The following is a 20,560-nucleotide window of genomic DNA, read 5'->3' as shown; positions in this document are numbered from 1 at the left end:
GGGGCGCCGGGAACGGCGTCGGACCGTACGCCCGGAACGGCATGGCCCCCGTCGCTCGGCACGGTCGGGCACTCGGGCCAGCCCGGCACTCAAGCCGGCCCAAAAGGGCAGACAATGGAAGAGCGTGATCCCCGTCGGAGGACCACGGACGCGCACCCCCGACGGCAGTAGCCCGAGGATGCGTCATGACGTTGCAGGAGAGGGAACACGGTGTACGAAGGCGCAGTGCAGGAGCTGATCGATGAGCTCGGTCGTCTCCCCGGTGTAGGGCCCAAGTCGGCCCAGCGTCTCGCGTTCCACATCCTGGAGGCGGACAGCGATGACATGAAGCGGCTGGTCACGGCCATCACCACGGTGAAGGAGCGTGTGAAGTTCTGCACCGTCTGCGGCAATGTCGCGGAGCAGGACAAGTGCGCCATCTGCCGCGACCCACGCCGCGACCCGACCATGATCTGTGTCGTCGAGGAATCGAAGGATGTGATCGCCGTCGAACGGACGCGGTCCTTCCGCGGCCGGTACCACGTGCTCGGCGGGGCCATCAACCCCATCGCCGGAGTGGGGCCGGACCAGTTGCGGATCCGCGAGCTGCTTGCGCGGCTCTCCGACGAGCAGGTCCAGGAGATCATCATCGCCACGGATCCGAACCTCGAGGGCGAAGCCACCGCCACCTACCTGGTGCGCATGCTGAAGACCATCGGTATCCCGGTGACCCGGCTCGCCTCCGGCCTGCCGGTCGGCGGCGACCTCGAGTACGCGGATGAGGTCACCCTCGGCCGCGCCTTCGAGGGTCGCCGCGTCATGTCCTGAGACCTGCCCCGACCGACGGACCGGCGTCAGGCGATGCGCGTCCCCTGCGCCAGCCGTTTCGCGGGCATCGTCAGTTTCCGCCGGCCGATCAGCAGGAGCGCACCGGCCAGCAAAAGTTGAATCCCCAACCCGAGAGGCCAGATCGGCACCCCCTGCGGGAGGGGCTGCCTGCCACCCATCGACTCCTCGCACGTCATCTCGAGGTCCGGCCCGGCCTGGGCCGACCGCACGCCCTGGCTGATCGTCTCCATGACGCCGGGCGAGTAGTACGGGCCCTCGACGTAGCCCATCGCCGCGCCGTTGCCACGCGGCACGTCGGGCAGGCTGTACGGCACGGCATCGGCGACCACCACGAAGGGGTTCGCCGCGAGGATCCAGGTGATGTACTGCGTGTTCGGGACCTCGTAGATGTTGGTCTGGCTCACGCATTCCATCTCGGCGTCAGGAGCGGGTGCTCCGGAGCTGTCGAAGCTGCCCTCCGGGTAGGTGTAGTAGGAGGACCGGACCGTCTGCTCCTCCATCACCAGCAGGGTGCTCAGCCCGAAGACGATCACCGTTCCCACGGCGAGCAGGGCCACCAGCATGTAGGTGCTGACGATCGAGAACAACGGACGGGTGGCGAGTGAGGACACGCCCACACCGATGGCGCAGGCCACCCCGAGTTCGACGGCGAGCATCAGGAGGGAGACCAGTGCCTCCTGTACGTTGACGCCCCCGAGCGCCAGCGCCCAGAAGATGAAGGGGCAACTGAGGATGAGGAAGGCGAGGGACCCGACCCAGGAGGCGAGCCACTTGCCCGCGAGAAGCTGCCCCGGCGTGATGAGCGTGACCTGCAGGATCGCGAGCGTACCGCCCGCGCGGTCCCCGTTGATGGCGTTCGCGGACAGACCCGGGGCGACGAGCAGACCGAACAGCAGCACGAAGCCGACGATGAGGTCGAAGAGGATGCCGCCCTGGTTCTCCATCGTGCCGATCACCCCCGTGCCCAGGACGAAGATGAAGCCGATCACCACGAACCAGATGCCGAGCATCCAGTACCAGCCCTTGCCCCGGAGCCGTTGCTTCATCTCGAGCACGAAGATGGTGCGGACGGCGCTCCAGAACGGAAGGACTGTCGACGAGCGGACGGGCTGCGGGGTCGATGGTTCGGTCACGGTGCTCATCGACGATCGGTATCCAGGCTCATGTAGGTCTCCTCGAGCGCGCCTCCGGCGGGCGCGAAAGCGGTGACGACGACGTCGCCCATCACCAGGGTGCGCAGCAGCCAGGAGGCTTCAGCGGTACTGCCGAGCTGCACGAGGAACTCCTCGCGGCGGGAATCACCCCGTACCTCGAAGCGCACGCCGTAACTCTGCAGGGCTTCCGCCAGCGCGGACATCGGCTCCGCCTGCAGGTAGTACCGGCGCATCTGGCTGCCGGCCTCGTCGAGGGTCTGGCTCTTCACGGACTGGCCGCGGCTGACGAAGACGGCACGGTCCGCGATCTCGTCGAGTTCGGAGAGGACGTGGCTGGAGACGACGACGGTCTTGCCCTCGGCGGCCAGCGAGCGGAGGAGCGAGCGCAGTTCCACGCGGGAGCCGGGGTCGAGACCCGATGCCGGCTCGTCGAGCAGGAGCACCTCCGGGTCGTGGATCAGGGCTCGGGCGAGGCTGAGCCGCTGCTGCTGTCCACGGGACAGCACGCGGGCGGGCTGGCGTCCGAACTCGGTGAGGCTGACGGCCTCGAGCACGTCGTCGGCACGCCGCGCACAGGCCGCCGGCTCCATGCCGTACAGGGCGCCGAGGGTCTTCAGGACTTCGAGGGCGGTCAGTGAGTCCCAGACCCCGAGGGTGTCCGGCATCCACCCGACCCGTCTGCGTACCTCGGCGGCCTGCGTGACCGGATCGAAGCCCGCCACACGTACCGTCCCGAGGTCGGGCGCCAGGAGGCTCGCAAGCATCAGCATCAGTGTGGTCTTGCCGGAGCCGTTCGGACCGATCAGAGCGGTCACTTCTCCGGGCGGAGCCTCGAAATCGATGTCGCGGACCGCCTGGACGGAACCGAAGCTCCTGGCAACCCCCTCGACAACGATTCCCCCAAATTCGTTGGTCATGATAAGAGGGTATGCCACGTATGCCCGCCGGTAGCGCAAAGCCGGTGAGGAATCGGTGTTCTTAATGCGACCCGAACTTTGGGCCCGTATTTGCCCCGCCGCTACACTTGCACGGGCGCCGGTTCCCGGCCCCGTTCCGCCGAGGCGCCGGTGCTGCCGTCCGGAGGAACAGTCAGCCCGGCAGGTACCACCGCCGTCCTCCTTCACGAGTGAGCGAGTGCATGAGCCTCATAGTCCAGAAGTTCGGCGGGTCCTCGGTGGCCGACGCCGATGGCATCAAGCGCGTGGCCCAGCGCGTGGTCGACACCCAGTCCGCGGGGCACCAGGTGGTGGTCGTCGTCTCGGCGATGGGCGACAGCACCGACGAACTGCTGGATCTCGCTGCGCAGGTGAGCCCGGCGGCGTCGGACGCCCGCGAGATGGACATGCTCCTCAGTGCGGGTGAGCGGATCTCGATGGCCCTGCTCGCCATGGCCATCCACGGCATCGGCGCATCCGCGCAGTCCTTCACGGGCAGCCAGGCCGGCATGATCACCGATGCCATCCACGGCAAGGCCCGCATCATCGATGTCTCCCCGCACCGCATCCGGACGGCCATCGAGAAGGGCGACGTCGCGATCGTGGCCGGCTTCCAGGGCATGAGCCGTGACAGCAACGACATCACGACCCTGGGCCGCGGCGGGTCGGACACCACCGCCGTCGCCCTCGCGGCCGCGCTCGACGCCGATGTCTGCGAGATCTACACGGACGTCGACGGCGTGTACACGGCGGATCCGCGGGTGGTCGCCTCAGCCCAGAAGATCGACACCATCTCCAGCGAGGAGATGCTCGAGATGGCGGCCTCCGGCGCGAAGATCCTGCATCTGCGCTGCGTCGAGTACGCGCGCCGATTCGGGGTTCCCCTGCACGTCCGCTCCTCCTTCAGTCACAACGAAGGCACCTGGGTGCTGCCCAGCCCCGACGACCAGATCAAGATTCAAGAGGGAGAACCCTTGGAACAGCCCATCATCTCCGGCGTTGCGCACGACCGCTCCGAAGCGAAGGTCACGGTGGTCGGGGTCCCCGACATCCCGGGCAAGGCAGCGGAGATCTTCGGGATCGTCGCCGGAGCCAACACCAATATCGACATGATCGTCCAGAACGTCTCGACGCACGGCTCGGCGAGCACGGACATCTCCTTCACTCTCCCGATCGTCGACCTCCCCGACGCCCTCGCAGCGCTCGGCGAGGCCCAGGAGCGCGTGGGCTACGAGTCCGTGGAATACAACGAGAAGATCGGCAAACTCTCCCTCATCGGCGCGGGTATGCGGTCCAACCCCGGGGTCTCGTACCGCTTCTTCCGGGCGCTGTCCGACGCCGGCGTGAACATCGACATGATCTCCACCTCGGAGATCCGCATCTCGGTGGTCACCGGCGCCGAACTGCTCGACACCGCGGTCCGCGCCGTGCACGCCGCCTTCGAGCTCGACGGCGAGACCACGGCCACCGTCTACGCCGGAACGGGTCGCTAGCCCCCCTTCGACGTCGCCCATCCACCGGTCGGTACGGACCGGGGTAGCAACGCCCTGAACATCGGGCGAACCCGGCCGGCGGACCGAACGTCGTGGCCGATGTCACGACCGCACGAAGAAGGCCGGTGGATCACGGATCCACCGGCCTTCTCAGGTTCTGCTGTCAGCTCGCTCCGGCCTACTTGTTGCCGGTCGGCGTGATGGCCTCACGGGGGCCCGTGAGGAGCTTGTCGGCAGGGCTGACCGTGGGGAGCTCCGCCGACGGCTGAGCCTCCGCACTGCCCTCTCCGTCGACGACGACGTTCACGTACGTGAACGCCGAGGAACCGGCGTAGGACACGCGTCCGACGTAGGAGCCGGGGGTCAGGCCGGTCCAGTTCAGCGTCACCGCGCCGGTGCTGCCGTTCGCCAGGACGAGAGGGTTCGGGGTGACGGTCGCGTTGTTCTCATCGGCGCCCAGGATCGTCGCATCGATCTCGCCCGCGGTGGGCCCGTTGTCAGGGCTCGCGTACAGGTTCGCGATGATGCGGTAGGTGCCCGGAGCCGGGTCCTCGATCGTGATCGACTCGCTGGCATCGGCCGTGGCCACCTGGGTGACGGCCCCTGCCGGCGTGATGAGGAACATGTCGAAGTCAGCGGTGGGGTCCTTCGAGAGGACCGAGAACTTGGCCGCCGGCGTGCCCTCGGGAACGGTGACGTCCTTGACGGCGTTCGAGGCGTTGTTCCCGTTGGCAAGACCACCGGGGACGAGCTCGATCGCTGAGGAGTCAGCCTTCGAGAGGCCCAGGAGCGTCATCTCGATCGGGGTGTTGGTTCCCGAGGTGACGTCGAAGGTACCGCTGCCGTCGGGGCCGGCAGACGTGAAGGCAGCCTCGGAAGGCGCATTGACGGCCTGGGGGCGGACGGCCACCGGTGAGGTGACCTTCTTGCCCTGACCGGCCCACGTGATCGAGCCGGCGGCGAATTCGCCACTCGTCGCGCTCTGGTTCTCGAAGGAGACCTTGAACGTCCGCTTCTCGCCGGCCGCGCTGAAGTTGAGGATCGACGGCGTGACCGTGACCTTGACTCCCGGCACGTTCGCGGTGGCACGGTAGATGCCGGGGGTGATCGCGGTGACCGTACGGGTCACTTCGATGCGACCGGTCAGGTTACCGAGGGCGAACGACGGCACGTTGGTGTTACGGGCAGCGACGGCCTCGATGTCGGGGATGCCGAGATCCACGCCCGTGCCCTGGATGAAGCGCAGGTAGTCGTCGGCGCTCTGGTCGTACACGAGCCCCGGGCTGAGGACGGTTGCAGGGTTGATGTGTCCCGCGCCCACGGCGAGGACGTCGGTCTCGACGTCGCCGGTGGCGGTCTTCAGCGGGTAGGCGGTGGTCATCATGGCGGACTTCACCGCAGCAGGCGACCACTTAGGGTTCTGCGCCAGCACGAGCGCTCCGAACCCGGCGATGTGGGGCGATGCCATGGAGGTTCCCGAGAGGAAGCCGAACTGTGCGCCGGCGGACCCGACGGTGGAGACGCCCGCGAGGACGGCGACACCGGGAGCCGTGATGTCCGGCTTCAGGAGATCCGAATCCGTGGCGAGCAGCGGGCCGCGGGAGGAGAAGCCGGCGATCTGCGGAGTCGGCGGAAGGGGCTTGCCCGTGGTGTCCTCGGGGTTGAGGGCGACGGTGATCGACGGATTCGCGGCGACCTTCGCCTTGAGCTCGAGCGCCTCGGGTGCGTTGACGTGCACGGTCGGCACAGCGTGCTGGTCGGTGTCCGTGGAGGAATCGACGAGGTTCACGAGGATCATGCCGACACCGCCGCCGCGCGCGACCTCGGCGCTCTTGGCGACGCGGTCGACGACGCCGCGGTCGCACACGACGATCTTGCCCGCGACCTTGGCGGGATCGAGTGTGTTGGGGCCACACAGCGCCGGCGAAGCGGCTCCCGCTGCTGCGGCATCAGCAGCGAGCACGACGGGGCTGGCCGGCACGCCGTTCCGCATGATGGACGCGCCACGGAACTTGGAACCGTCGGAGAACTCGGCGGTGCCCTGGAGCTCGTAGCTGAAGGTGCTCGCGGCGACCGTGGTCAGCCAGGGTGCGCCGTGGTTCACCGTACTGGCGGTGGGGCCGGAGTTGCCTGCCGACACTGCGACGAAGACACCGGCCGAGGTCGCCGAGAGGAAGGCGAGCGACACGGGGTCGGTCGTCGTCGTCGTGCTGCCGGAGATCGAGTAGTTGAGGACGTCGACGCCGTCGAGGATGGCCTGGTTGATGGCCGCCACGGCTGCCGAGGAGTAGCAGCCGCCCGTATCGGGATCGGTGTCCTCCCAGCAGACCTTGTAGACGGAGATCTTGGCCTCGGGCGCGACGCCCGAGGAGACACCGAAGTCCCGGCCGTCGACCGTCTGCGTGACGCCCGAGTTACCGGCCGCGGTGCTCGCGGTGTGCGTGCCGTGGTTGTCGATGTCGACCGGGGAGATGACTTCCTCGGGGGCCCGGTCCTCCGCCGGGACGTTCTCGAGGTAGGTGTCGGCGAAGTAGCGCGCCGAGAGAACCTTGGAGTTGCAGAGGCTGCCGTCGAAGTCCTCGCCGACCTGGCATTCGCCGAGGAAGGTGGAACCGTCCGCCTTGAGCATGGCGATCTGGCCGCTCGGATCGAGGTAGGGCTCGCCGACCTTGGGCTGCTGGTTACCCTTGAGCGGCTTCACCTTCTTCCCCGCGAAGAAGGGGTTGTCCGGGGCGTACCCGGTGTCGATGACGCCGACGACGGTCCCCTTGCCCGCGTTCTTCTTGCCGCCGAACTGGGTCTTCCACGCACCCTTGCCACCGTCGAGGCCGAGGAAGTCGATGCTGGAGTAGTCCGGCGCGTTCTCGACGTCGGGTGCGACGAGGAGCACCTTGTCGCTCTTGGCCAGCTCGACCGCCTGGTCGGCGCTGAGGTCCGCGGCGAAGCCGTTGATCGCGGCCGTGTAGGTCCGCGTGATCTCGACGTTCTCCTCCTCTGCCACTTCCTGCTGCTTGGTCTCGAGGAACTCCGAGTACTGCTGGACGTTCTCGGCCTCGGCGTCGAGCTTGGCGCCCTTCTTCGGCTTGGTGGGGGCGATGCCTTCGACGCCGCCGTCATAGGTTGCTATCGGCTTGTCGGCGAGCACCACGATGTACTTGCCGTCCGGGTACAGCGCCGGGTCCACCTGCTTGGCCGGCGCCTTCACGGGCGTGACCGAGGTGGCCGGCAGGGGCGCTGCGAATGCAGCAGGCGCCACGGCCGTCGATGTCACCAGCAGCGGCAGACCCAGAACGATCGCCGTGGCAGCGCGCAGGGTGCTGCGAGCCTGTCCGGCTTTTCTCCGTTGTGTCATAGGAAGGTTGTGCCTCTCGTAAAAAGTGCGGGCCGGCCAAGGCCGTTCCCCCGATGCCGCGGTCTCCTGGATAGGACCCCCGACCTGTGATTACCCTCACAGACGCCACGGCGAGCACAAACTTACCCGAGGCAACACTCATCGACCAGACAGCCTCGCCCTGCTTCCACAGAAATCGCACAGGGTATTTACCGATGCAGGTCGGGGTGATAATGGGACAATGCCCGCCCAGCTCTTGACCCGCCTCCCTGAAGCGGAGTGGCAGGCACGGGAGCGGTTGCACCAGGAGCGCGTGGCCGTCTTTGCGGATCCCTACCTCGAACGGCGATCGCGGGGCGCCAAGCACCCCGTGGAGGATTTCCTCTTCACGTACTACACCCAGAAGCCGGGCCAGCTGCTCCGCTGGCACCCGGGCGCGGGCGTCCTCCTGCAGGGCGCGGCCCAACACCGCGCCGGCTGGAAGTACTACACAGAGGACGACGGCGACGCGCGCGTCGATCCCCTGCGCTTCCTCACCGAACGCCGCGACGCTGTCGACTTCGCACGCCTGATCCTCGCCCGGACCGCGGCGCGCCCGGCGCAGTTCGGGTGCTTCGGGCTCCACGAATGGGCCATGACGTACAGGTCCGCCGTCAACGGCGTCCGCCACGAGTACCTCGACCTGCGCCTCGGGGCCGCGGGGACCGACGACGTCGTCGAATCGGCCCGCATCCGCTGCACCCACTTCGACGCCTTCCGCTTCTACACGCCGCAGGCCGTCCCGCTCAACGAGCTCACTCCCACACGGGAGTCGCAGCGCGACCTGGAGCAGCCAGGGTGCCTGCACGCCAACATGGACCTCTACAAATGGGCGTACAAGCTGACACCCCTGCTGCCGAGCGAGATCGTCATGGATTGCTTCGAGCTGTCCTGGCGGATCCGCAGCATGGACATGAGGGCTTCCCCCTACGACCTCGCTCCCTGGGACTACGCCCCCATCCGGATCGAGACCACCGAGGGCAAGGCGGAGTACGTCCGCCTGCAGCGCGGCTTCGCCGAGGAGTCGCAGGTGCTCCGGGGGCGGCTCCTCGACGCCCTCGATCACGCTCTCGAGAACGTCTGACACCGCTGCGGTCGCCGGGCGGAAACGACGTCGGGACGCACCGGCGTCGTCCTTCGTTGTGATTCCACCAGCCGCTACGCTGGTAAGCCAGCCGAGGGGGAACCGCATGAGCAGCACCGATCCGGGCACGATGTGTCCGCCGAGCACAGTCCCGATTACAGTCCCGACCGCCGCCGCGGACGCCCTGACCCGCCGCCGCAGGAGCGGCTTCGCGGCCCTCGTACTCCCCCTCGCCGCCCTGTCCCTCACTCTCTCGGCCTGCGCGTCGGGGGACCCCGCGGCGGAACCCACCGACCAGGAGACCACCGTGCAGTCAGCCACACCCCAGCCCTCACCGTCGTCCGCTCCAGCGAGCCCGACGACGCCGCCGGCTCCGGATTCGGCTCCGGCTCCGGCTTCGGATTCGGCGTCGGCGTCGGCTTCCAACGCCCTGCTGACCATCTCCATCAAGCAGGATGCTGCCGCGGAGCCCGCGCAGTACGTGCTCGAGTGCATCGACGGGGCCCCCGGACCTGCGACCACCCTGCCCGGTGCGGACGCGGCGTGTGCCCGCCTGTCCGAACTCGGAGCGCAGTTCTTCACCGCCCGGCCGAACAAGGACGTCATCTGCACGCAGCAGTACGGCGGTCCGCAGACCGCAAGCATCACCGGCGAGATCGACGGCACCTCCGTCCTCGCGGCCTTCGCCCTCACGGACGGTTGCGAGATCTCGCGCTGGAACAGCGTGCGGGACATCCTCGGGGCTCCCGGCACCTGACCGGCGTCCTGCGCCGTCGCTCCCGAAGCCTGACGAAGCGTCACGGAGCGCCATCAAGCCCCATGAAGCGTCACGGAGCCCGGGGACTCACGCGGCGGCCTCGGGGACCCACCGATTCCCGGTAGACTTGCGGGGCAAGCTCGCGGAGCGCCGGTGTCATTCCCGACAGTCCTTCGGACAGTCCCTTCGGACACGGCGTGAGACGGCACTTCCGGGCTCCTGCATTTAAGGCTGGAACCCCCAGCACTTGCCGCTCACGCACAGGAGTTGCCGGATGCCCCGGATCGTTGTCGACGTCATGCCCAAGCCCGAGATCCTCGACCCTCAGGGTAAGGCGATCGCCGGAGCCCTCCCCCGGATCGGCCTCACCGGATTCGCCGGGGTCCGCCAGGGCAAGCGCTTCGAACTGACCGTCGACGGTGAGGTCACCGCCGAGGTCCTCGAGCAGGCGCGCCACGCGGCCACCACGCTGCTGTCGAACCCCGTCATCGAGGACGTCACGCGCGTGGAGGTCATCGAGGAGGACGGCCAGTGAGCGCCGCAGATATCGAGACGCCACTCATCGGCGGGCCGCAGCCCGTCGCTTCGAACAACGACGACAGCCCGTTGAACGGCGTGACGGTCGGCGTCGTCACGTTCCCGGGCTCACTCGACGACCGCGACGCCGTCCGCGCCGTCCGCCTCGCCGGTGGCAGCGCCGTCCAGCTCTGGCACGGTGACCACGACCTCCACGAGGTCGACGCCGTGATCATCCCCGGCGGATTCTCCTACGGCGACTACCTCCGCGCCGGCGCGATCTCCCGCTTCGCCCCCCTGATGGAGCAGATAGCCCGCGCGGCGTCGGGCGGGCCCGATGCCCTGCCGGTCCTCGGCATCTGCAACGGCTTCCAGGTCCTCACCGAGGCACACCTGCTGCCGGGGTCGATGATCAAGAACAACCATCTGCACTTCATCTGCCGTGACCAGCGTCTGCGCGTCGAGAACGCCGAGACGTCCTGGACCTCCGCGTACGCGCGGGATGAGGAGATCGTCATCCCCCTGAAGAACCAGGACGGGCAGTTCGTCGCCGACAACCGCACGCTCGACGAGCTCGAGGGCGAGGGCCGCGTGGTCTTCCGCTACGTCGACGGCAACCCGAACGGCTCCCGGCGCGACATCGCCGGCATCTCGAACATCGCGGGCAACGTCGTGGGGCTCATGCCGCACCCCGAGCACGCCGTCGAGGCGGGCTTCGGTCCCGATTCCTCCGCGCGCGGCGAGGTCGGCGTGCGCGGCGGCACCGACGGGCTCGGCATCTTCACCTCGGTACTCAAGAAACTGGTGGGCTAAGTGACTGCAGAGACGACGTCCAGGAAGTTCAACATCGACACCGTCGCGAACGCGGAGGCCACGCCCGGCCAGGCGCTCCCGTGGGCGGAGCTCGGCCTCAAGGAGAACGAGTACCAACGCGTCGAGGAGATCCTCGGGCGGCGCCCGACCGGCGCGGAGCTCGCCATGTACTCGGTGATGTGGAGCGAGCACTGCTCCTACAAGTCCTCGAAGGTGCACCTGCGCCAGTTCGGCGACAAGGTCACCGACGCCATGAAGGAGCACCTGCTCGTGGGCATCGGCGAGAACGCCGGTGTCGTCGACATCGGTGACGGCTGGGCCGTGACCTTCAAGGTGGAGAGCCACAACCATCCGTCCTTCGTGGAGCCCTACCAGGGCGCTGCCACCGGCGTCGGCGGCATCGTCCGCGACATCATCTCCATGGGCGCCCGTCCCGTTGCCGTCATGGACCCGCTGCGCTTCGGCGCGATCGACCACCCGGACACCGCCCGCCTCGTGCACGGGATCGTCGCGGGCATCGGTGGCTACGGTAACTCCCTCGGCCTGCCGAACATCGGCGGCGAGGTGGTCTTCGACTCCGTGTACCAGGGCAATCCGCTGGTGAACGCCCTCGCGGTGGGCGTGCTGCGCCACGAGGACATCCGCCTCGCCAACGCCTCCGGCGCCGGCAACAGGGTGGTCCTGTTCGGCGCCCGGACCGGCGGCGACGGCATCGGCGGCGCGTCCGTCCTCGCCTCGGAGTCCTTCGATTCCTCGAAGCCGTCAAAGCGCCCCGCCGTGCAGGTCGGCGATCCGTTCGCCGAGAAGGTGCTCATCGAGTGCTGCCTCGAACTGTTCAAGGCCTCCGTGGTGGAGGGCATCCAGGACCTCGGCGCCGCAGGCATCTCCTGCGCGACGTCGGAGCTCGCCTCCAACGGCGACGGCGGCATGCACGTGGAACTCACGAACGTGCTGCTGCGGGATCCGTCGCTGACCCCCGGTGAGATCCTCATGTCGGAGTCGCAGGAGCGCATGATGGCGGTCGTCACGCCCGAGAACGTCGGCGCGTTCGAGGCCATCATGGACCGGTGGGCCGTGGAGTACTCCTGGCTCGGCGAGGTCACCGGCACCGGCCGACTCATCATCGAGTGGGACGGCGAGAAGATCGTCGACGTCGATCCCCGCACGGTCGCGCACGAGGGACCCGTCTACGAGCGCCCGTACTCCCGTCCCGCGTGGCTCGACGGGGTCCAGGCGGATGCATTCGCCGGCGGGCAGCCGACCGACCTGCGCGAGGCCGTCCTCGAGCTCATGGCGTCGCCGAACATGTGCTCGAAGGACTGGGTGACCGACCAGTACGACCGCTACGTCCAGGGCAATACAGCCCTGGCCATGCCCGACGACGCGGGCGTGGTCCGCGTCGACGAGGAGACCGGTCTCGGCGTCGCAATCTCTACCGACGCGAACGGCCGCTACTCCTACCTGAATCCCTACGAGGGTGCGCGCCTGGCCCTCGCCGAAGCGTACCGGAACGTCGCGACGTCGGGCGCCGAGCCGCTCGCCGTCACCGACTGCCTGAACTTCGGCTCCCCCGAGGATCCCGAGGTCATGTGGCAGTTCGCCGAGACGGTCCGCGGCCTCGCCGACGCCTGCCAGGAGCTGGGTGTCCCCGTGACCGGCGGCAACGTCTCGCTGTACAACCAGACCGGCGGCGTGGCCATCCATCCCACCCCGGTGGTCGGCGTGCTCGGTGTGTTCGACGACGTCGCGCGCCGCACGCCCTCGGGCTGGCGCGAGGACGGCCAGGCCATCTACCTGCTGGGCACCACGGCGGCCGAGCTGGACGGGTCCGAGTGGGCGAACCTGCGCGGGCACCTCGGCGGGCAGCCTCCCGCGCTGGATCTCGCCGCCGAGAAGACGCTCGCTGCGATCCTCGTCAACTGCTCGCGTGACGGCATGATCGACGGCGCCCACGACCTCTCCGAGGGCGGCCTCGCGGCGGGCCTCAGCGAGATGGCACTGCGTTTCGGTGTCGGCGCGCGCATCGGCCTCGACGAACTGTGCGAGCGCGACGGCATCGACGCGTTCACGGCACTGTTCAGCGAGAGCCAGGCGCGCGCGGTCGTCGCTGTCCCCCGCTCGGAGGAGGTCCGCTTCAACGACATGTGCACGGCGCGGAACTTCCCGACCATCCGCATCGGCGTGGTGGACACGGAGAACCAGGCGCTCGATGTGCAGGGGTACTTCAACCTGCCGATCGCGCAGCTCCGCGAAGCACACGAGGGAACGCTGCCGAAGCACTTCGGCTAGGACGCAGGCCGGCGGGGCAACGCCCCCGTCGGCCGCTCCGGGGGTGGCACGCCGAGCCGGGCCGCCAGACCCGCGGGGGCGTCACGCCGCACCTGACACGCCGCCGCGGGTTTGCGACCGTCGGTCGAGGACGTCTCGCTGCACAAAAAGAGGCCCGCATCACCTGGCACGAGCCTCCGGTACGAGGACGGCAGCTGTCAGGCGGTCTTCGGCATGGCCGTGAGAACCACGTTCTTCCCCCAGGGGTCCTCGGTGTAGCAACTGATGAGGACCACGCGATTGGGCACGATGTTCCAGATATCGCTGTCCTTCAGGGTGTCCTTGTCATGCGTGATCACGGAATCGACCACATACGTCATGCTGCCCGTCCCGGTGTCCAGGGTGAACTCGTCGCCCACGAGGGTCTCGTCGCTCAGCCTGTTGAACGGTGCGTCCTTCCCGTCCCAACTGTGGCCCGCGATGTACGTGGTGTTGACCGACCCTGCTCCGGGAACGCCGTAGGACGTGAGCCAGTAGGCATCGGTCGTGAGCGGCGGCACGAGGGTCTGCGCTGCGAGGTCGGCGTCGCTCGGAGTCAGTGGCAGGACCGCCATGTCGATGCCCGCGGCCGGGAACACGAGCCCGGTGGGCTGCGACGCTGCCGGACCGGCCGGCGGAGTCGGCTCGGGGGTCGGGGCGGCGGCCGACGGCGACGGGGCGGGTGCGGTCGTCGCGACCGCGGACAGGGACGACGAGGGTGACGGAGGTGCGTCCGCCGACTCGGGCGGCAGGACGGAGCAGGCGACCAGGAGTCCGGCGACGGCGGCGAGCGGCAACGCCAGTCGGCGCTTCCCGGCTGTCCTGCGGCGAGGCCGGACGACAGGTCCGAGAGGCTCCTGGTCGAGGGTCTCGTCCGCGCTCCGGTGCTGGTGCATCTGCTGGTGTGTCCTGAGGTAGGAGGAGAGTGCTGCGTTGTCCCGGCGCGGTCCAACGGCCGCATGGACTGTCGAACCGCGCCGGGACGGCCAGTGTACTAGCGCTGTGCGCGCTCCAGGCGGCGCATCCGGGCCGCGGTGGCTACCGGCACAGCGACACCGACGGCCAGCAACGCTGCGAGTAGGGCGACAGCCGGGCTGTTGTCCTCGCTCACGACAGCGGTCTGGACGTTCAGGCCCTTGTTGGTGCCGGTCGGTGCGACGACGCCGTTGCCTGTTCCGGCCCCGGGAGTCACAGGCGCAACGGGAGCCGCGGGGGCAGGAGCGACAGGCACGACGACGACGGGCGTCACGGGATCCACACCGATAGCACTGGCATCACACGCCGCGAGGAACGCCTTGAACAGCCCGAGGAGCTCGGCCGCCAGGGCCTCGTTCCCGCTGAGCTGCGCGAGGAGAGCGTCCGCGTTGGCGCCGGCCGTCTCGAGGGCCGCCTCAGCCTCCATCACGGCGGGGGTGTTCAGTGCGGCCTCGAGCGCGGCGGTGGCCGCGAGACCGATGTTCGAGGCGGTGGCCTGTGCCGCGAGGGCAAGCGTCAGGTCATTCTGGGCAGCGACGACTCCGGGATCGATGGAGGGGTCGGCTGACGCCTCGAAGACGGCGTCGTAGTTCGCTTGTGCCGTCGCGACGAGCGCGGTAGCGGCCTCGTAGTCAGCCTCGGCCTTCACGACAGCAGCCTGCGCCGTGACGGCTGCATCCGATGATTCAGCTGCCGCGACCGCGGCAGCGTAGGTCTCTGCTGCCGTGACGACGGCTGCCGTAGCGGCCTCGAAGTTGTTCACGAAGGCGACGTCGACGCCCGCCGCGCCGAGCGCGGCGTTGAACTGGGTCGATGCCTGCAGGCAGGCTGCGTCGCCGGGTGCGGCTGAGGCCATCGGAGCGCCGAGGAACAACCCGCCGGCGAGGAGGGTGGCTGTCGATCCGGCAGCAACCCATTTTCTTGCAACAATCATGATCTGCTTCTCCTGAAACACGTAGTATCCCCCGGGCGACCCCCGACGGCCCCAGCTTGCGGCCCCACACGCAAGCGGCGGCCTCCGGGAGGCCGCCGCGAACAGAACATCATGATCCGCCGATCGTAAGAACCAGGCGAACCTCCTAAGCAACTGGACGTACCCTGAACGATCACTGTTACCTCAACCTAAGCGCCAGCGCTCGGGACGACAACGGGCCCGAGGAGGAAACAGGTATAACGATTCAGCATCGGTGAGGCCTCGGCGCGCGGATGTCCTCGACATGGCGACCTTTTCCAGCAGGTCGGCCGAGCGAGTGCGCACTGTCAGCGAGGGCCGGGGCCGGCCGCGGCCAGAGCGCGCGCCGAGAGGACATAGCGGGACAGCACGTACCGCTGCGTCAGGCGCGTGACCGGCGAGGCCAGCCGATACAGCAGGCTCGCCGGCATGCTGTATGCGGTGCAGATGAACACCACGCGATTGTCGGCCGTCAGTTCGGCGTAGAAGCCCTCTTCCCCCCGAACGGGGTGTCCTGGGAGCGTCCCGTACCCGAACCCGGCCCGCTGGCCCGGCTCGGCCCTTCCCGCGCCGTCGAGCTGGGGGGACCGCGACCAGAGGACGCGGCACGGCGCCTTGATGCGCACCCGACCCAGCCCGAAGCCTGAGACGACGCGGACGCCCGGCTCTGCCCGTCCGGCATCCGACTCCATGGTGAGCCCGGCCCCGCGGTGCAGGTTCCAGGCCAGGATTCCCTCCGTGAGCGCGATGAAGGCCGCGGAGGGGTCGGCTGCCTCGATGGCGTGGGTCTCGACCATGACGGTGTATCCGTTCGGCCAGCCGCCGTCGAGCGATTCAGGGAACGGCCGGTCGGTTGCACCGCGTTCGTCGTAGGTGAACCGATCCATGGCTTCCATCCCGTCGAGAGGGCGCGCCGGAGGGCGGCACGCTGCATCTCAACCTAGCGGACCGGACACGGCCCCGAGCCGTGGAGAGCTCCGCACAGGAGCCCGTCGACGTTACTCGTGGACAGGCTCCCCGGTGACGCGATGGTCTGCGTGGTTCATACCCTCGAGGATCAGCCGGGCCAGGTGCCCGTCGATGATGCGATAGATCACCTTGCGGGCGTCCTTGCGCGTCGCGACGAGGCCGGAGAGCCGGAGTTTGGCCAGGTGCTGACTGACGGCCGTGCGGTTCGCGCCCGTCGCTGCGACCAGTGTGCCGACGTCGGCGGGGCCCTGGGTGAGGAGCCAGAGGATGTGGAGGCGCGTGGGATCCGCGAGCATCCGAAAGGTCGCTGCTCCTGCGTCGAGGCGTCGCGCATCCGGCTCGACCCGGTGCACGAGACTCGGAGCGCTGCCCACAGGGGTCGCCGGATCGCTCTCGGACACGCTGTCCCTTCCGGTTCTGTCGTTCTGCCGTTCTGCCGCTGGCCCTACGCTACCGCCTGCTCCCGTCCCCCGCCCGCCCGGTGCAGGGCGCCCGCGTTGTGCGCCCGCTGCAGCGCGCCCGGTGCAGCGCGCCCGCGCTGAGCATCCCGCCTCAGGTCCTGGCCCCCACCTCCTGGCGCACGGGCGGCCACACGAGGAGAGCCGTGATCGTGCCGAGGAGGGCCAGGGCTCCGAGGACGAGTGCTGCTGCGCTCTGGCCCACCCCGGCGCCGACCCAGCCGGCAATCGGGTAGGCGATGAGGAAGCAGGCGTGCGAGAGGGAGAACTGGGCCGTGAAGAGGTAGCTGCGGGTGTCATCGGTGGCGATGCGCCGGAGCAGGCGTGCGGACGGGGTGCTGATCATCGAGGTCCCCACCCCGAGGACGACCCACAGGCCGAGGAACATGGCCCAGGAGGTGGTGGAGGAACCGGCAGCACCGTGGTCACCCGCGGCGAGGAGGGCGGCGGCGAGCAGGCCGACGGAGAGGACCGCCCCGCCGAGGAGCATGAAGAGCCGGTCCGTTGCTCGCTCCAGTGCCCGCGGTGCAAGGAGCGCGACGAGCATGGAACCCGCTCCGTAAAAGGCCAGTGCGATCGCGACATCGGTGTTCGACCTGCCGAACAGGTCGCGTGCGTAGACGACGGTATTCACCAGGACGAGCGCGGTCGCGGTCGCCACCACCAGATTCAGTGCCATGAGCCCGCGCAGCGTCGGTTCACGCAGGAAGATCCGGGTCCCGAGAGTTGTCCGGTGGAGGAGCGACCCCTGCTGCTGGGCGGGCGGAATGCTCGGGAGCCTGGTCGACAGCACCATCGCCGCGGAGACGAGGAACCCGATCATGGTGCCGACGAAGAGGGTGTGGAAGCTCATGACGAGCAGGAGCGCGGCGGCCAGCAGCGGGCTCACGAGCGACTCGAGGTCGTAGGCGAGCCGGGAGAGCGAGAGCGCCCTGGTGTAGTCCTTCTCCTCCGGGAGCACGACGGGGATCAGGGCCTGGAAGGCGGGGGTGAAGGTCGCGGACGCCGACTGCAGGATGAAGACGAGAACGTAGATCTGCCATACCTGATCGATGAACGGCAGGCTCAGCGCGATGGCCGCGCGTACCAGATCCGCACCGACGAGGACGCCCCTGCGTGGCAGCCGTTCGACCAGTGCCGCCATCACGGGAGCCACGAAGACATAGGCGACCATCTTGATGGTCAACGCCGTGCCGAGGACGGCGCCGGCCTGCCCTCCGGCGAGATCGAACGCCAGCAGGCCCAACGCGACGGTCAGCAGGCCCGTTCCGAGGAGGGCGACGACCTGCGCCGTGAAGAGATGGCGGTACGCCGGGCGGCAAAGAACGGAAAGCATCATGGCCCTCTCGGACGGAAAGTGGATCACCAGCCTAAGTGCATGATTACGCACATGTGAACCTAATGGATGTCCGAGTGCCAGAGGGATCCGGACCCCCGCTCTCCGGGTGGGTGTCCGCGGGACGCGCAGTGGCAGGATAGGGATCCGGACCGGCCCGGGCGCACCGCTGATGCCCCTTCCCGCCGCTCCACCAGCGAAGTGGGAGCATCATGAAACCGAACCCGTCAACCAGCAAAGGCAGCAACGGGGTGGACGACGCAACTGACAGGGCGTCCGACGCCGCGGAGGAGGCCGCCAACTCGAAGGGATTCGAGCTCGCGGCCCGCGCGGGCTACATCGCCGCCGGCATTCTGCATCTCCTGATCGGGTTCATCGCACTCGGTCTCGCGCGGGGTGGCTCCGGCAGCGCCGATCAGAGCGGCGCCATCGGTCAGCTCGCCGGCAGTCCCGGGGGTGCGGTCCTCCTCTGGTTCTGCTTCATCGGCTGCCTCGCCCTCGCGCTGTTCCAGGTCAGTGAGATCTTCTTCGGCGTCAGGGCCCTGAGCGGGAAGGAGAAACTGACGTCGCGGCTCAAGAGCGGCGGGCAGGCAGCGGTCTACGCCACCATCGGCACCACATTCGGGCGGTACGCGCTCGGCGGCTCGAGCGACAGCAGCAGCGAGACGAGCTCTGCCAGCGCCTCCCTCATGTCCAACCCGGCGGGCTCGGCACTGCTGATCGCGGTCGGCGTGGGCATCCTCGCGGTCGGCGGCTACTTCATCTACCGGGGCGCCTCGCGGTCCTTCACGAAAAAGCTCTCCGCCATTCCGCCCGCCGGTCTCGGCACCGCCGTCGTGGCCCTCGGCACCGTGGGCTACATCGCCAAGGGCTTTGCACTCGGGGTCCTCGGGGTCCTGCTCGTCGTCGCGACCGTGACCAACAACCCGGAGGAGTCCACCGGGCTCGACGGCGCACTGAAGACCCTCCGCGAGCAGCCCTTCGGCGCGTGGCTGCTCGGCGCGGTGGCCATCGGCCTGATGGCCTATGGCCTGTTCATGGTGGTGCGTTCGAAGTACCAGCGCATGTGAGGCTCCGCTAGAGCCCGAGGGCCGGCGCCTCCATGACGGGACAGGTGTCCATGACGACGTCGAGCCCTGCCTCCGCGGCCCGCCGGGCTGCATCCTCGTCGATGACGCCGAGCTGCAGCCATACCGCGCGGGCCCCCACGGCGATCGCCTGGTCCACCACGGCACCTACGCGCGAGGAGTTCACGAAACAGTCGACGACGTCGATCGCGCCCGGCACGTCCGCAAGGCGCGTGTAACCCTTCTGCCCATGGACGTCGTCGCCCTTCAGGCTCACCGGGACCACCTCCATGCCCAGGGTGTCCATGAGGAACCGGGACACGCCGACGGCCGCGCGACGCGGATTGTTCGACAGCCCGACGACGGCCCACCGCCCGTGATCGGTGAGGAGCCTCCTGATCACCTGCGGGTCGTTCCGGTGCGCCATGGTGCCTCCCGAGATCTCGTGCCTGTCCGGCGATTGTTACAGCCTTTGTTACATGGACCATTTTGCTCCAGCAACGCTCCGGGCGTTTCATGGGAGTGACCATCCCGAGCGGCCGAGAGACCTGGATCGATGAAGCCGCAGCAACCCTGGTCGCCGCGCGTTCCCCGCAACGCACGGCGATAACGAGGTCCGAGCCCTGGGAACCGCCCGCACGCGGCGGCGAAGGCTCGGTCCGTAGGGTGCTACCGCCAGGACCGATGGAGACACCATGACCACAGTTCTGGCACCCGGCAGCACCCGCCCCTCCTCCAAGCAGGCCCTCGGCGTGCGCTTCGCCGGGCTCGGCCGCGGCTTCGGACCCGCCCAGGAGCGCCGCACCGTCCTCAGGGACGTCTCCCTCGAGGTGCAGCCGGGCGAGATCCTTGCGATCCTCGGCACCAGCGGCTGCGGGAAGTCGACCCTCCTGCGCGCAGCAGCGGGTCTCGACGTCCCCGATACCGGCGAGGTCCTCATCGATGGCACCCCGGTGTCCGGGATCGACGAGCGCTGCGCGGTCGCCTTCCAGGAACCACGCCTCCTGCCGTGGCACACGCTTCAGGCCAACGTGGCCATCGGGTTGCCCAAGTCCTCCAGCGCGAGCGCCGGCAAGGCCAAGGTCCTCGAACTGCTGACCCTCGTGGGGCTCGACGGCTTCGCGAAGCACCGGCCGCGGGAGGTGTCCGGCGGCATGGCGCAGCGCACCTCGCTGGCCCGTGCCCTTGCCCGCAATCCCGGGGTCCTACTTCTGGACGAACCGTTCGGCGCACTGGACGCCCTGACGCGCATCCGCATGCAGGACCTCCTCCTGGACGTCCACCGCGCCCAGCCGACCACCGTCCTGCTCGTCACGCACGACGTCGACGAGGCGCTCCAGCTCGCCGACCGCATCCTGGTCCTCGGCCGGAACGACGACGGGCGCGAGGGGTCGACCGTGGCGGAGCTGGTGACCGTGCCCGGCGAACGGCCGCGCCGGCGCAACGCCGACGGTCTCGGCGCCCTCCGCAGCTCGCTGCTCTCCATGCTCGGCGTCACGGGGCACTAGCTTCGGCTGTCCGCGGACGCGGAACCACCGCCGTCGTG

Annotated in this window: 18 protein-coding genes; 9 read left to right on the top strand and 9 right to left on the bottom strand. The window is 68.8% G+C overall.

Annotated features, from left to right (window positions below):
- The first annotated feature begins 210 nt into the window (after positions 1-210).
- Complete coding sequence (gene recR / locus FJV46_RS09545) at positions 211-807, top strand: recombination mediator RecR (protein WP_087027808.1); 597 nt, start codon at positions 211-213, stop codon at positions 805-807.
- Between the two features lie 26 nt (positions 808-833).
- On the opposite strand, the gene FJV46_RS09540 is transcribed toward recR, so the two are convergent.
- Together FJV46_RS09540 and FJV46_RS09535 are read right to left on the bottom strand one after the other, a co-directional pair.
- The gene (locus tag FJV46_RS09540; RefSeq protein ID WP_087027807.1) at positions 834-1,970 is read right to left on the bottom strand and encodes an ABC transporter permease; all 1,137 of its coding nucleotides are present in this window, start codon (positions 1,968-1,970) and stop codon (positions 834-836) included.
- The gene (locus FJV46_RS09535; RefSeq protein ID WP_087027805.1) at positions 1,967-2,899 is read right to left on the bottom strand and encodes an ABC transporter ATP-binding protein; all 933 of its coding nucleotides are present in this window, start codon (positions 2,897-2,899) and stop codon (positions 1,967-1,969) included. Before FJV46_RS09535 ends, FJV46_RS09540 begins: the two co-directional genes overlap by 4 nt.
- Positions 2,900-3,120: 221 nt before the next feature.
- Here FJV46_RS09535 and FJV46_RS09530 point away from each other — a divergent pair, with 221 nt between their 5' ends.
- Entirely contained in the window at positions 3,121-4,410 is a 1,290-nt protein-coding gene (locus FJV46_RS09530) for an aspartate kinase (RefSeq protein ID WP_087027803.1), read from the top strand.
- A 178-nt stretch (positions 4,411-4,588) separates the two neighbouring features.
- Here the strand turns inward: FJV46_RS09530 and FJV46_RS09525 are convergent, their stop codons facing one another.
- Positions 4,589-7,762, bottom strand: coding sequence for a S8 family peptidase (locus FJV46_RS09525; RefSeq protein WP_087027802.1), 3,174 nt, complete (start codon positions 7,760-7,762; stop codon positions 4,589-4,591).
- A gap of 220 nt (positions 7,763-7,982) precedes the next feature.
- Here FJV46_RS09525 and FJV46_RS09520 point away from each other — a divergent pair, with 220 nt between their 5' ends.
- The 5 genes from FJV46_RS09520 to purL all read left to right on the top strand — a co-directional run bounded on the left by FJV46_RS09520 (position 7,983) and on the right by purL (position 13,239).
- Positions 7,983-8,864, top strand: coding sequence for a 3-methyladenine DNA glycosylase (locus FJV46_RS09520; RefSeq protein ID WP_087027800.1), 882 nt, complete (start codon positions 7,983-7,985; stop codon positions 8,862-8,864).
- A gap of 106 nt (positions 8,865-8,970) precedes the next feature.
- Complete coding sequence (locus FJV46_RS09515) at positions 8,971-9,621, top strand: SSI family serine proteinase inhibitor (RefSeq protein ID WP_087027798.1); 651 nt, start codon at positions 8,971-8,973, stop codon at positions 9,619-9,621.
- A gap of 274 nt (positions 9,622-9,895) precedes the next feature.
- Positions 9,896-10,156 carry a phosphoribosylformylglycinamidine synthase subunit PurS gene (purS, locus tag FJV46_RS09510; RefSeq protein ID WP_087027796.1) on the top strand — a complete coding sequence of 87 codons (261 nt, stop codon included), beginning with the start codon at positions 9,896-9,898 and terminating at the stop codon, positions 10,154-10,156.
- A 26-nt stretch (positions 10,157-10,182) separates the two neighbouring features.
- The gene (purQ, locus tag FJV46_RS09505) at positions 10,183-10,950 is read left to right on the top strand and encodes a phosphoribosylformylglycinamidine synthase subunit PurQ (RefSeq protein WP_087028060.1); all 768 of its coding nucleotides are present in this window, start codon (positions 10,183-10,185) and stop codon (positions 10,948-10,950) included.
- Complete coding sequence (gene purL / locus FJV46_RS09500; RefSeq protein WP_087027794.1) at positions 10,951-13,239, top strand: phosphoribosylformylglycinamidine synthase subunit PurL; 2,289 nt, start codon at positions 10,951-10,953, stop codon at positions 13,237-13,239.
- Positions 13,240-13,436: 197 nt separating this feature from the next.
- Here the strand turns inward: purL and FJV46_RS09495 are convergent, their stop codons facing one another.
- The 5 genes from FJV46_RS09495 to FJV46_RS09475 all read right to left on the bottom strand — a co-directional run bounded on the left by FJV46_RS09495 (position 13,437) and on the right by FJV46_RS09475 (position 17,947).
- Positions 13,437-14,153, bottom strand: a complete 717-nt coding sequence (locus FJV46_RS09495; protein ID WP_232008561.1) for a class F sortase — start codon at positions 14,151-14,153, stop codon at positions 13,437-13,439.
- Between the two features lie 98 nt (positions 14,154-14,251).
- Positions 14,252-15,166 (bottom strand): hypothetical protein, encoded by a 915-nt coding sequence (locus tag FJV46_RS09490; protein WP_126130548.1) that lies wholly within the window; start codon positions 15,164-15,166, stop codon positions 14,252-14,254.
- Positions 15,167-15,492: 326 nt separating this feature from the next.
- Complete coding sequence (locus FJV46_RS09485; protein WP_158250120.1) at positions 15,493-16,071, bottom strand: DUF1990 domain-containing protein; 579 nt, start codon at positions 16,069-16,071, stop codon at positions 15,493-15,495.
- Between the two features lie 111 nt (positions 16,072-16,182).
- Entirely contained in the window at positions 16,183-16,554 is a 372-nt protein-coding gene (locus FJV46_RS09480; RefSeq protein WP_232008560.1) for an ArsR/SmtB family transcription factor, read from the bottom strand.
- A gap of 151 nt (positions 16,555-16,705) precedes the next feature.
- The gene (locus FJV46_RS09475; RefSeq protein WP_087028059.1) at positions 16,706-17,947 is read right to left on the bottom strand and encodes an MFS transporter; all 1,242 of its coding nucleotides are present in this window, start codon (positions 17,945-17,947) and stop codon (positions 16,706-16,708) included.
- Between the two features lie 251 nt (positions 17,948-18,198).
- On the opposite strand from FJV46_RS09475, the gene FJV46_RS09470 reads away from it, so the two are divergent.
- Complete coding sequence (locus tag FJV46_RS09470) at positions 18,199-19,017, top strand: DUF1206 domain-containing protein (protein ID WP_232008559.1); 819 nt, start codon at positions 18,199-18,201, stop codon at positions 19,015-19,017.
- 7 nt (positions 19,018-19,024) lie between these two features.
- Here FJV46_RS09470 and FJV46_RS09465 read toward each other — a convergent pair whose 3' ends face one another.
- A complete protein-coding gene (locus tag FJV46_RS09465; protein WP_087027779.1) occupies positions 19,025-19,441 on the bottom strand; it encodes a CoA-binding protein in 417 nt (138 codons plus the stop codon).
- 268 nt (positions 19,442-19,709) lie between these two features.
- On the opposite strand from FJV46_RS09465, the gene FJV46_RS09460 reads away from it, so the two are divergent.
- Positions 19,710-20,522: an ABC transporter ATP-binding protein gene (locus FJV46_RS09460; RefSeq protein ID WP_087027777.1), complete on the top strand. Its 813-nt coding sequence runs from the start codon at positions 19,710-19,712 to the stop codon at positions 20,520-20,522.
- The last annotated feature ends 38 nt before the right edge of the window (positions 20,523-20,560 follow it).

Origin of the sequence: Arthrobacter agilis (genome assembly GCF_006494655.1) — a bacterium.
In the GTDB taxonomy this organism is placed as follows: domain Bacteria; phylum Actinomycetota; class Actinomycetes; order Actinomycetales; family Micrococcaceae; genus Arthrobacter_D; species Arthrobacter_D agilis.
This window is presented reverse-complemented; position numbering and strand designations above follow the sequence as displayed.